At 47.4% G+C, this 12,350-nt stretch carries 14 protein-coding genes; 7 read left to right on the forward strand and 7 right to left on the reverse strand.

Annotated features, from left to right (window positions below; all coding sequences use genetic code 11):
- The first annotated feature begins 60 nt into the window (after positions 1 to 60).
- Both OEY58_12420 and OEY58_12425 read left to right on the forward strand, forming a co-directional pair.
- Positions 61 to 936: a LysR family transcriptional regulator gene (locus OEY58_12420; GenBank protein ID MDH5326258.1), complete on the forward strand. Its 876-nt coding sequence runs from the start codon at positions 61 to 63 to the stop codon at positions 934 to 936.
- A gap of 32 nt (positions 937 to 968) precedes the next feature.
- Positions 969 to 1,376: a hypothetical protein gene (locus tag OEY58_12425; protein ID MDH5326259.1), complete on the forward strand. Its 408-nt coding sequence runs from the start codon at positions 969 to 971 to the stop codon at positions 1,374 to 1,376.
- 18 nt (positions 1,377 to 1,394) lie between these two features.
- Here OEY58_12425 and OEY58_12430 read toward each other — a convergent pair whose 3' ends face one another.
- Positions 1,395 to 1,892: a YkgJ family cysteine cluster protein gene (locus OEY58_12430; protein ID MDH5326260.1), complete on the reverse strand. Its 498-nt coding sequence runs from the start codon at positions 1,890 to 1,892 to the stop codon at positions 1,395 to 1,397.
- A gap of 288 nt (positions 1,893 to 2,180) precedes the next feature.
- On the opposite strand from OEY58_12430, the gene ppx reads away from it, so the two are divergent.
- Positions 2,181 to 3,671 carry an exopolyphosphatase gene (gene ppx / locus OEY58_12435; GenBank protein ID MDH5326261.1) on the forward strand — a complete coding sequence of 497 codons (1,491 nt, stop codon included), beginning with the start codon at positions 2,181 to 2,183 and terminating at the stop codon, positions 3,669 to 3,671.
- A gap of 5 nt (positions 3,672 to 3,676) precedes the next feature.
- Here ppx and ppk1 read toward each other — a convergent pair whose 3' ends face one another.
- Positions 3,677 to 5,815, reverse strand: a complete 2,139-nt coding sequence (ppk1, locus tag OEY58_12440; protein MDH5326262.1) for a polyphosphate kinase 1 — start codon at positions 5,813 to 5,815, stop codon at positions 3,677 to 3,679.
- A gap of 51 nt (positions 5,816 to 5,866) precedes the next feature.
- Here ppk1 and OEY58_12445 point away from each other — a divergent pair, with 51 nt between their 5' ends.
- Positions 5,867 to 7,111: a DUF4010 domain-containing protein gene (locus tag OEY58_12445; protein ID MDH5326263.1), complete on the forward strand. Its 1,245-nt coding sequence runs from the start codon at positions 5,867 to 5,869 to the stop codon at positions 7,109 to 7,111.
- 264 nt (positions 7,112 to 7,375) lie between these two features.
- Positions 7,376 to 7,501: a hypothetical protein gene (locus tag OEY58_12450; protein ID MDH5326264.1), complete on the forward strand. Its 126-nt coding sequence runs from the start codon at positions 7,376 to 7,378 to the stop codon at positions 7,499 to 7,501.
- 55 nt (positions 7,502 to 7,556) lie between these two features.
- On the opposite strand, the gene OEY58_12455 is transcribed toward OEY58_12450, so the two are convergent.
- Positions 7,557 to 7,928 carry a hypothetical protein gene (locus tag OEY58_12455; GenBank protein MDH5326265.1) on the reverse strand — a complete coding sequence of 124 codons (372 nt, stop codon included), beginning with the start codon at positions 7,926 to 7,928 and terminating at the stop codon, positions 7,557 to 7,559.
- 177 nt (positions 7,929 to 8,105) lie between these two features.
- Positions 8,106 to 8,648 (reverse strand): hypothetical protein, encoded by a 543-nt coding sequence (locus OEY58_12460; protein MDH5326266.1) that lies wholly within the window; start codon positions 8,646 to 8,648, stop codon positions 8,106 to 8,108.
- A gap of 224 nt (positions 8,649 to 8,872) precedes the next feature.
- On the opposite strand from OEY58_12460, the gene OEY58_12465 reads away from it, so the two are divergent.
- Together OEY58_12465 and OEY58_12470 are read left to right on the forward strand one after the other, a co-directional pair.
- A complete protein-coding gene (locus tag OEY58_12465; protein ID MDH5326267.1) occupies positions 8,873 to 9,001 on the forward strand; it encodes a hypothetical protein in 129 nt (42 codons plus the stop codon).
- A gap of 309 nt (positions 9,002 to 9,310) precedes the next feature.
- Entirely contained in the window at positions 9,311 to 10,222 is a 912-nt protein-coding gene (locus tag OEY58_12470; protein ID MDH5326268.1) for an integron integrase, read from the forward strand.
- Positions 10,223 to 10,284: 62 nt separating this feature from the next.
- On the opposite strand, the gene OEY58_12475 is transcribed toward OEY58_12470, so the two are convergent.
- Genes OEY58_12475 through pstB form a run of 3 tightly spaced genes read right to left on the reverse strand, consistent with a single transcriptional unit; the run spans position 10,285 to position 12,340 of the window.
- Positions 10,285 to 10,704: an arsenate reductase ArsC gene (locus OEY58_12475; GenBank protein MDH5326269.1), complete on the reverse strand. Its 420-nt coding sequence runs from the start codon at positions 10,702 to 10,704 to the stop codon at positions 10,285 to 10,287.
- A gap of 37 nt (positions 10,705 to 10,741) precedes the next feature.
- Complete coding sequence (gene phoU, locus OEY58_12480) at positions 10,742 to 11,458, reverse strand: phosphate signaling complex protein PhoU (protein ID MDH5326270.1); 717 nt, start codon at positions 11,456 to 11,458, stop codon at positions 10,742 to 10,744.
- A gap of 48 nt (positions 11,459 to 11,506) precedes the next feature.
- Positions 11,507 to 12,340 carry a phosphate ABC transporter ATP-binding protein PstB gene (gene pstB, locus OEY58_12485; GenBank protein MDH5326271.1) on the reverse strand — a complete coding sequence of 278 codons (834 nt, stop codon included), beginning with the start codon at positions 12,338 to 12,340 and terminating at the stop codon, positions 11,507 to 11,509.
- Positions 12,341 to 12,350 lie beyond the last annotated feature (10 nt).

The raw sequence follows: 12,350 nt of genomic DNA on the forward strand, positions 1-12,350 counted from the left end.
ATTTATATTTCCTATAACTATTTGGAATAGATAAAACAGCTGCGGAATACCAATACCATTATGGATTACAATGATTTGCAAACATTTTTACGAGTCGCTAACTCCGGCTCTTTTTCCGAAGCGGCGCAAAGTTTGTTCCTGACCCAACCGGCAGTGAGTAAACGCATTGCCGCTTTGGAACAACAGTTACAAACCCGTTTGTTTGATCGCCTGGGACGGCAACTACTCTTAACTGAAGCAGGACAACTGCTGCTCCATCGAGCCGAGAACATTGTCCGTGACATCCAGGACTGTCGCCGGGAAATTTCCAATCTGTCCGGGCAAGTGGGTGGACCCTTGAAGTTTGCCACCAGCCATCACATCGGTTTGCACCGACTGCCGCCGGTGCTGCGATATTTTAACAGCCACTATCCCCAGGTAAAATTGAATCTGAACTTCATGGACTCAGAACAGGCTTGCCGCCATGTTGAAAATGCCAATATGGAACTGGCCATAATCACGCTGCCGATTCAGATTCCAGCCAAACTCCACGCCCAAATCCTTTGGAACGATGAATTACAACTGGTCGTAGGCAAATCACACCCCTTGGCCCAATCCGTACCCGGTGGCTACAGCCTGGAACAGATCAGCGCGTACCCGGGAATTTTGCCATTGGCCGGCACCACCACACGGGCCTTGATCGAAGCAGTGTTTGTGTCGTCACAGCTCCCGCTCACCACACACATGGATACCAATTTTCTGGAAACTATCAAAATGTTGGTGAGTGTCGGACTGGGTTGGTCTGTGTTACCCCGTACCCTCTTGGACCAGGACTTGATCACACCGGACACGCCTGAACTGATTTTAAAACGACCGTTGGGAGTGGTGTGGCAGCAGGACAGAACCTTGAGCAACGCTGCCAATGCCATGTTGCAATTCTTGTCTCAGGCGGCTTGAACAATGATGCCCCCCTTGGCTACCATATGCTCATGAGCACAAAACTTAAACCGCTGATCAAACCCAAGACCATCGCTCAGTTCAATAAAAAAGTCAAAGACAGCACCGGCTTTTTAATATTCGGCAGCCTCTTACCCGGCGTCAGCGCACAGGTGCAGTTCTTGGGCAAGTTACAGCGAGAGGAAGTGCTGTGGGAGGCACAAATTCAAACTCTCGCATCTTACCATGCGCAATACTTGAATGATAAAAGTGAAAAAGAGCGTGCCCGTGAAGTATATTCTTTTTTCGAAATTTCTGAACCTGAGAAATCCGTCGCCCGTTTACATGTAGTGTTAGCCGTACCGTTAATCGATGAAGCCACGATTAAAAAAACCATGGTTATGATCCGCTGCTACAAACGCCTGAATGTTGGCAAGCATGTGTTTGGTAAGAATCTTTAAAACAGACTGCACCAAGCACTATATTTTTTCCGCTGCCGGTTCAGCATAACCCCATTTTTTAAAGCGCCGATCCCATTGTTTAAAGCGTTTACGGCAATAGGTATCCAGGGCTTCAAAACCATCAAAAAACAGCTCATAATCGTCTTCGGCCGGTCCGTCAAACTCACAACACTCATTAGAGTGGTCACGACAAATTTGCGGCCGCTGGTGATAAATAGCACAACGGCCATCAGGTAGAATATGATTGCAACGACTGATCACAGATAAAAACCAACCGTCATCATCCTTAAACAACTTCACATCGCGGTGAGACACCTGCCAGATTAAATAATCAAATTCTTCCAAAGACCGTGGCGTATCGATTTGGTGGGTAATGTAGGTACAACACTTTGCTGTGCAGAGGCCGCATTTATCCTCCAGTTTCACTTCAATACCACCAATGGTTTGCGTTGGTTCCATTGGGTTTTTCGCCGCTTGTGTGTTTTTTCTTGCCACCTGACATTCTACTCCCATCATGAAATTCTGCTTTGACTTATCAGCGACACAACCTTAGCTGCTGATGTCAGTGATTTCAAGCATAGTCACTGCAACCTTGCTTTGAACAAACCTGGCCGTATGGTGTGCGTGGAGGTTAGCAGTCCGGCGATACAGACAACCCATCTTTAACACGCTAATGGCTACTGTAAGCCTTACCAACTCTCGCGGACGAAACCGACGGGTGGCAGTCACCATCGCGCCCTCGCGCACGGACCGAACAAAACCATACATCTGCCCACCTCCCCCCGTTTGTGATACAGTTTTAATATGAGTGATGACAACAACATTTATGCGGCCATTGATCTGGGCTCTAACAGTTTTCACATGATCGTTGCCCGTTACCAGGACGGGCAACTGCACATCGTGGATCGTCTTAGGGAAATGGTCAGATTGTCGGCAGGCATGGACGACAGCAGGAACATTACAGTCGAAGCCCAACAGCGGGCACTGAATTGTCTGTCTAAATTCGGACAAAGAATCAAAGACCTGAACCAGGATAGCGTACGCATAGTTGGAACCAACACACTGCGCAGTGCCCGCAATGCGAAAGACTTTATTGCACAGGCAGAACAGGTATTAGGGACATCCATCGATATAATCTCCGGCATGGAAGAGGCTCGTCTGATTTATTTGGGTGTGGCACACAATACCGGAGAAAACGAAAAACAGCGCCTGGTTATCGATATTGGAGGTGGCAGCACCGAGTTAATCATTGGTAAAGGCGCTGAAGCCATCACCATGGAAAGCCTGTATATGGGCTGCGTCAGTTTCACCCAGCGGTTTTTCCAGAATGGGTTAATCAACACCGAGGCACAAAAACATGCCAAAATCGCTGCCCGGGTGGAACTGATTCCAATCATGAACAAATATCGTCAAATGGGTTGGGATGTGGCCATCGGTACATCGGGAACAGTGCGAGCAGTCCATAGTGTTGCCATGGCAGAAGGTTGGGTTAAAGAGGGTATTACGCAACAGGCCTTAAAAAAAATTCAACAACACCTGCTTCAAGCCGGACACAGTGATAATATCAAGTTAAAAGGATTGAGCGATGAACGCAAACCCGTTTTCGCCGGAGGCGTCGCTGTATTGTGCGGTATTTTTCAAGCTTTGGAATTGAAAAAAATCCAAGTTTCCGACGGTGCCCTACGTGAGGGCTTGTTGCATCATATGGTAGGCAGTCAGCATGAGGATGTACGCATGCAAAGCATAAATCATCTGGCACGGCGATTTTTGGTGGATCCGGCACAGGCAGAAAGGGTACAGGAAACCGCTCTGGTGTGCCTGCACCAATTGAGTCCGGCCTGGAACCTACCCTATGCTGCCAATAAAAACTGGCTACGATGGGCGGCACAACTGCATGAACTGGGATTGGGAGTAGCTCACAGTCATTATCACAAACACGGCGCCTATATTGTGGAAAATGCCGATGTAGCCGGATTCACTCAGCAGGAACAAGGTTTGTTGGCACTGCTGGTGAGATGTCACCGCCGTAAAATAAACCACCCGGACTTTAAAACGTTACCCAAAAACTGGGCTGGACGTTTGCAAAAACTGGCCATCATACTGCGCCTCAGTGTCTTGCTGCACCGTAGTCGAAGCGAAGAACCATTGCCGCTATTTGAAATTACTGCTGACGAGTCGCGCTTGCAGTTAAAATTCCCCGCCGGCTGGTTAAAACAACACCAACTCACCAAGGCCGATTTGGGACAAGAAGCGCAATACCTGCGCACTGTGAATATCGCTTTAAGCGTCAAGTAAAAATTTTAGTACTGCGTCACTGCTTGTATCAACTCAGCCTGCGCCGACAACCCGGTTTTCTCCTCAACCTTGGCTTTGCCATTGCGCTTTTTCTTCCTCACGACCGCATCCTTGTCCTTTTCCACACGAACATAGGTTCCGTCCTTTTGCAGTGACCAGGTATTACAATTGTCACTCAGATACAAATTCAGATCACCGATAACACGCTCTTTTAGTTGTTTGGTGTCGATTGGGAAACACACTTCCACACGTTGAAACATATTTCTGTCCATCCAATCCGCACTGGCACAATACACCTTAGGGTCACCATTGTTCTCAAAATAGTATACCCGTGTATGTTCCAGAAAACGCCCCACCACGGAACGCACTTGAATATTGTCCGACACCCCCGGCAAGCCGGGCCTTAAACAACACAATCCTCGCACCAGCAATATCACTTCCACACCAATAGACGATGCCTTGTACAGCGCCCGAATCAACCTTGGCTCAGTTAAGGAGTTCACCTTAATGATAATGCGCCCGGGTAAACCCTGTTCAATAAAGCTTATCTCTTGTTCGATTAAGTCGAGCAAGGACTGATGCAAAGAAAAAGGTGCTTGTAGAATTTTTTGCATACTGGGAACTTTACCCAAACTGGTGAGTTGCAAAAATACACTGTGTACATCCTTACCCAGTTTATTATTGCTACTGAGCAGGCTGTAATCCGTGTACAACCGAGCGGTACTGGAATGGTAATTACCGGTTCCTAAATGCACATATTGCTTTAACTGCTTGCCTTGGCGCCGCACGATGTGCAACATTTTTGCATGGGTCTTGTAACCCACAACACCGTACACCACGTGCACGCCGGCCTCCTGCAAACGGTTAGCCAGGCCAATATTGGCTTCTTCATCAAAGCGCGCTCGCAACTCCACCACGACAGTCACTTCCTTCCCGGCCCTGGCGGCAGCCACCAACGCCTCAACAAACACCGATTCAGCACCGGACCGATACAAGGTTTGTTTGATACTTAACACATCCGCATCTACTGCGGCGTGCTTAAGCAAATCCACCACCGGAGCAAAGGACTCATAAGGGTGATGCAGCAAGATATCCTGCGCATCCAACACGGTAAACATGTCCACACCGCCGACTAACGGTTTCGGCAGGTGGGGTGTGAACGGTGGATACGTGAGTGCTGAGTTATCAATAATATCGATTATGGCTGTAACCCGGTTCAAATTCACCGGCCCATTGACCAAATACAACTCCCTGGCGGTGATACCAAAACGCTCCAGCAGGAAACTCACGGTCTCATCCGGACATTGATCATCCACTTCCAATCGTACAGCATCGCCATAACGTCGGGACGCCAGCTCCCCTTGCACCGCTCGGAGCAAATCATCCACCGCCTCTTCGTCAACAAACAAATCACTGTTGCGGGTGACTCGAAACTGATAACAGCCTTTGATTTTCATACCGGGAAACAATTCTTCAACGAAGGCATGTATCACCGAGGATAAAAACACAAAATCATGCGGCCCACACTCCACATCGCCTTGTGGTAATTGAATAACCCGGGGCAAAGCCCGAGGCGCTTGTACAATCGCATGGGAGCGATGCCGACCAAATGCGTCCTTGCCCCGCAAGGAAATTATGAAATTAAGACTTTTATTGAGGATTCGGGGAAATGGATGAGCCGGGTCCAAACCCAGAGGCGTTATGATGGGTAACAATTGTTCATGAAATACCTGATGCAACCACTGTTCCTGTGAGGAATTCCAATCAGAACGACGAATAAAACGAATATTGTGTTGTTCAAGTAGAGGAAAAATCGTGTCGTTCAAAACCGTGTATTGTTCATCTACAAACTGGTGTAGACGAGTACTGATAGCACTCAACACTTCCAGGGGTAACATTTCGTCTGGTCCGGCCTGAATTGAACACAATTCCGCCATTTGCAGCAAACCCGCCACCCTGACCTCGAAGAACTCATCCAGGTTGGTACTGGAAATACTCAAAAAGCGCAGACGTTCCAATACCGGCACGGAATCATCCTTAGCCTGCTCAAGAACGCGCTGGTTAAATTCTATAAAACTCAGTTCGCGATTAATGTAAAGATTGGCGGAGTTCAAATCCGCATGATCAAGACTAACTTCATTCATAACCTTAGTTTAGCAAAGCATAGCTGGCCTGGCTTTTGCTACGCTATAAATATGGATCAACTAATTAGTTTGGGGATTGCCTTGGCTCTGGGCCTGCTGGTGGGGCTGGAACGCGGCTGGCAGGAACGTGAGGCCGCCGAAGGCAGCCGCATTGCCGGCATTAGAACATTTGGTTTAATCGGATTATTGGGTGGTTTGTGGGCCTTACTGGCCGGCAACTCCCAATATTCGGATATTACTCTAGGGTTTGCCTTTGTAGGCCTGGCAATTATTCTTATCGTAGCCCACACCGTCGATCGGGGCTCACAACGCAACTACGGTGTCACCACGATTATCGCCGCGCTCATCACTTTTGTACTGGGCATTCTCACGGTATTGGGAGAAAAAAATGTTGCTGTTGCAGCGGCTGTGGCCACCACGGTTTTACTAAGTCTAAAACCCGTGCTACACCAATGGATTCAAAAAATCGAAATCCTGGAACTGACCGCCGCCCTAAAGCTGTTATTAATATCCGTGGTATTGCTTCCGGTATTACCGGACAAAGGCTTTGGTCCCTGGGAAGCACTAAACCCATATGAGATCTGGTGGATGGTGGTACTCATTGCCAGTATCTCCTTCATCAGCTACGTCAGCATGAAACTGTTTGGCGCTCATCACGGTCTCTTGCTCACAGGCTTTCTGGGAGGAATCGCTTCTTCCACCGCAGTTACTTTGAATTACTCCCATATGGCTCGCACCCTTAACATTCACCGGGTTTTAGCGGCGGGGATACTCATTGCCTCTGCCACCATGTTTCCCCGGGTGTTATTGGAAATCGCGGTTATCAACCATGAAATGATCCCCTTAACGGCAACACCTTTGCTGGCCATGACCACTGTCAATGTTTTGGGTGCGTTTTGGTTATGGCGCCATCAGCCGGATACCTTGAGCCCACAAGAGCTGGCTCGATCCAAACCCTTTGAACTACTCCCGGCACTGCGCTTCGGTTTACTGTTGGTCATCATTATGTTGCTGGCTCAGGCTTTTAAGCACTGGCTGGGTGATACGGGGATTTATGTACTCGCCGCTTTCTCCGGAATAGCTGATGTCGATGCCATCACACTCTCTTTGGCCCGTATGGCACGCAATGGCCTGGCTGATGAGATCGCGGCCAATGCCATTATCATCGCCACTATTGTTAACAGCGCAGTAAAAACCGCGCTGGTGTATTTCATTGGCGGCATGCCTCTATTCCGTTACGTAATTTGGGTATTTCTATTGATATTGGCAGTTGGCACCGGACTGGCCGTAATGTAGGCCACACGACTGCAGTAATCCTTAAACCCATCACTATTGTTTCAAAATGTTCATATTTGAACATGGCGAAACAACTCACACATATTCCTACACAGCCACAACTCCCGCAGCCTTGTTTCAATACTCTACAAGCGTAGTTTCATAATTCTGTGAACTTGGGATGACAAGCATTAACTAAAATCAGAGCCATATGAAATAGTGTCTTTTGAATTCATTCAGCTCAAAAACAATCAAAAGGCGACATTTAACCGGAGAACACTAATCATGAAAAAAATATTACTTGCTTTGCCATTATCCTTCGCGTTCATCGGTGTTGCCGTGGCAGCGCAAACAGACTTTTACAAACAAAATATTGAACTGGATGGCATCTGGGGTGATACGGATTGTTAATGGTTATAGGAGGCCGACGACGTCGCCCCCCCATTTTTGTATTCACTTAAGACAACTAAAACCAATCGTGTATAGTCGCACTGCGTTCGTATAAAAACTCGCCATCACTGGCGGCCACGCAGATTTTGATGAATATCTTGTCTTCACCGACCGCTTCATCCAATATCTCACAAGGCATAGCAAAACTACGTTTCACCGGCATCACCGCATCCCGTTCCACAACATGAGTATCGTACGGCGGTGAACCCAGGGGTTTATCGCGGAGCAAATCATCACCAAATAAAATCACGCAAACGGAAAATGAAACGCCGGCCTGATATTTTTCCTTGTCGATACGCAATGCATAGGAATAATCGATGCTGCAAATATGACCGGAAACAAAAGACGTTCGGGTAATGCTGAAATCAACCGAATCCACTGATATCATAATGGGCCTTTATGTTGATACCGCTTCTTACATGCATGCCTTATACAAGCATAAATAAACCCAAGTGGGTTTGCCACATTGCAACCAAATTTAATTGATTTATCTCAAAATAAAAGTCACTTTGGAGTGTGGGCACCAATCCGTACCCACTGGAATCATTTCCACATGAACCTGGACTCAGCGTTCGCCCAGGCGACTGTCCAGCTCAGGGCGCCGCAGCCATCGGGCTACATCTTTGCCCAGAGCTTTAACCGTCCGGCCTAACACGGAGCAGGAACCCTTGAACCCGGCGAAGGCGCCACCGCCGGAAGAACGAGCAGCGACAAAGGAACCGATTTTTTTACCGTTTTCATACAATTCACCGGAAATTTCCGTAAATTTATTGTGGTGTCCGCCGCCAAAACCGCCCCATGCATGCCCCTGGCTCAGGGCGTCAGTGATACGAACCTTCAAAACCTTACCAGGATCATTACTGGATACCGAAGCTTTTTGCACAAAATTGATGCGGTATTTTTTCCCAAATATCACCAAAAACTCAGACAGTTTTTCCGGCAGGCGGCACTCCTGTTTGATATTACCCGCAATTTTATTGTTATCTGCATACGGGATTAAGGCATCGATACTGACAGAATCCATGGGACCGGAAGGCGTTTCTTCCTCCGGCATGGTTTGGCAGGCGACGAGCGATAAACCCATGAGTAAAACCATTAATTTCTTCATTCTCCATCCCTTCCATCGTTAAATTGATAGTTTGTCCGCCTCACAATTCATACCAGCTTGGGCGACACTTGCTCATTTTTTTAGAATTCTGTGAACTGCGTCACAAACCACGGTTGAACGGTATCAAATAAATGTCAATTTGTACGTAACAAACAATGCTCGCTTGAACACTGCGGCAAAACAATAATCCGAAACGACGCGACATCTATAGGAGTACTCCAAGTATGAAAAAAATTGCACTCGCTCTACTGTTGACCTTTGCTTTCACCGGTTTAGCAATGGCGGCTGATGATAGTTTTTATACCCAGCAAAACATCGAACTGGATGGCAATTGGGGGGACTCCGACTGCTAAGCCAAACCGCCTCTTGTCGAATGACCGGAGGACATGCGAATTACGACGGGAGTCCATGGCGGCTCCCGTTTTTTTTGCCCGAATAGAACTATTTCACACCATTTCGCGGTTATTTAATATCCCCCAAAGTTCTTATCCCCAACATCCTACCAAGCTTTACCAGGCGGCGCAAAATAGCTCTGGTGGTCATGGTTTTTGGTAGGATTCTTGTATGCAATATGTGTGTCATCTGTATTTTTTTTACATTCTATGACCTATAATTCTTCAACAATTGGTTATTTTTAACTCTTTAATGGACGTATATAGGGAATGGCCAAAGCACATTTACTTCAGCAACTAAGAGAGGAAATTCGTCTTCGTCACCTCAATGTGAAGACCGAAAACGCCTACATCAGCTGGATCAAACGATTTATTCTGTTTCACGATAGAAAACACCCCAGGGATTTGGGCCGAAATGAAATACGTGCGTTCATCTCCCACATAACTCAAGAGAAAAAGGCACCGCCTGACTCTCACAATCAGGCATTGGCCGCTTTGGTGTTTCTCTACAAACATGTCGTCCCATTTAGACACATTCAAACTGAACCGGTTCACGAAACCAAGCCGCCAACTGTTTTTTCGCACGAAGAGGCAATGGCTGTATTGGAGAAACTCCACGGTGCGTTTTGGCTGATTGCTTATTTGATGTACGGATCAGGCTTGCGTGTACAGGAATGTCTATCACTGCGCGTCAAAGACCTGAATTTTGACACTCGCCAAATTAAAGTCAGAGGCCATGGCTCCTGCAAAGAACGCGTGGCAGTATTCCCCTCCATACTCAGCGAACCTTTGCACTTGCAGTTGTACGCGGTAAAAACCTGGTTTGATCGAGACATGAAAGCCGGTCGCTATAAAAACGACCCCCGGTGCGCCAATGATCCGTATTGGGAGGAACAGTACGAATGGCAGGATCAATACGTATTCCCCAGCTTTACCCCTGTTTCCGAAGAAATCGATAGCTTTATTCTACGCAGCCACATAGATGCACAACGGTTACAGCGTATTGTAAAACAAGCGATTCAGGACGCCGGCATAAGTAGAAACGCCAGCATCCACACATTCCGACATTCCTTTGCTTGTGAAATGCTTAAAAGAGGTAATGATATGCGTTTCCTGCAACGAATTTTAGGCCACAATCGTATCTCTACGACTATGATCTATTCCCGAGTGGAAAGCATTTAATTCTTGAAACACTTTATTGCGTTTTTTTTGCAGCAGCGACACCCATCTGAGCGGTAACCCGCTCAGATCACTGACTCCAGGGAAATCACGAATTCACGAATCTGATCCCGCACCAGACGATAACAGTCCAGGGCCGCTTGGGCATCGGCTGCCGCTTGGGCTAGTTTGGGTGGATCATCAAAACCCACATGAATTTTCTTCACGGGCGGGTCCACACGTGGGCAGGTTTCATCGGCATGTGCACACACGGTAAAAATCACATCAAACTGCACGTGCGACAATTCAGTCAATGTTTTGGAATAGTGCCCCGACATATCCACACCGACTTCCTGCATGACGGCCACCGCGTTGGGGTTCATACCGTGAGTCTCTATTCCTGCCGAATAGAAGTGATAGTCACTATCTTTGTAGTAATGCCGGGCCCAAGCCTCAGCCATTTGGCTACGACAAGAATTACCCGTACATAGAAACAGCAGATTCATCAGTCAAGAACCCATTAGCTAAACGGCCGGCTATGCCCTAGTCCCCCTTGGCCTCTTCTTCCATCTTTTCAAAGCTGGTATGGCGCACATCTTTACCTTTAACCAGATAAATAATGTATTCACAGATATTTCTGGCGTGATCCCCAATACGTTCCAAAGCTCTGGCAGACCACATCACATCCAAAGTTCTTTTTACATTGCGTGGATCTTCCATCATATGAGTGATCATTTGGCGCATAATGCCATCATATTCACGATCCACTTTGAGATCTTCTTTGGCCACATTGACCGCATCTTCAGCATCCATCCGTGCAAAAGCATCCAAGGCCGCATGCAGAATATTACGCACTTGATCTCCCAAATGCTGTAGTTCACTGTACTGATTCTTGGGCCGCTCCATTTCGGAAAGATGAATAGCCATGCGAGCTACGCGTTCGGCTTGATCACCTATACGCTCAAGGTCAGTAATGGTTTTTATCACGGCGATGACCAGACGCAAGTCGAATGCCGTTGGCTGACGTCGTGCCAGTATTTGAGTACATTCTTCGTCAATGGCCACTTCCAATGCATTAACTTGGTAGTCATGGGTAATTACGGATTCGGCCAGCTCCACATCGTTGTTGGCCAAGGCTGTAATCGCATGATTAATTTGCTCCTCCACCAAACCACCCATGGCCAGAACTTTATTCCTGACATCTTCCAACTCTTCGTTGAATTGTCTGGAAATGTGATGGCGAATTCTATTGTTTTCCATGCTTAACCTCGGTTTCAATTATGTTCGAAAAAACCACCCCAGCCCTAATTAACCATAACGCCCGGTAATATAATCTTCCGTTTGCTTTTTGGATGGATTGGTAAACAACGCATTGGTATCCCCGAATTCGATTAACTCGCCCATGTACATAAATGCGGTATAGTCGGATACCCTGGCGGCCTGTTGCATGTTGTGGGTAACAATGACAATAGTATACTTGTTTTTCAGCTCATAGATCAGTTCTTCAATTTTCAGCGTGGAAATGGGGTCCAGTGCTGATGCCGGCTCATCCAGCAATAAAACTTCCGGTTCGATGGCGATGGCCCGGGCGATCACCAGGCGTTGTTGTTGCCCCCCCGACAGCCCCAAAGCGTTGTCGTTCAAGCGATCTTTCACTTCATCCCAAAGAGCCGCACCCTTGATAGCTTTTTCCACCACTTCATCCAAAGTACGACGATCATTAACCCCTTGAATGCGCAAACCGTAAGCAACGTTCTCATAGATGGATTTGGGAAAAGGATTGGGTTTTTGAAATACCATTCCTACCCGTCGACGCAGGTCCGCCACATCCACCGATTTTTGGAAAATATTGTTGCCATCCAGGAGTATTTCGCCCTCTATACGAACCCCATCCACCAAATCATTCATCCGATTGATGCTGCGCAGTAAGGTGCTTTTGCCGCAACCGCTGGGACCGATATAAGCGGTCACTCGTTGCTTGGGTATGACCATACTGACACCGTGCAAAGCCTGTTTTTCCCCGTAGAAAAGATTCAGGTCCTTCACCTCGATGATCTTTTCCTCGTCTTCCGGGTTTTTTCGCACACTACCACGTGTCAGAGCGCTCATATCGATGGCATGTGTTTTAGTTTCCTGGTTCATCATTCAACTC

The organism is Gammaproteobacteria bacterium, assembly GCA_029882975.1.
GTDB lineage: Bacteria > Pseudomonadota > Gammaproteobacteria > SZUA-152 > SZUA-152 > JAJDNG01.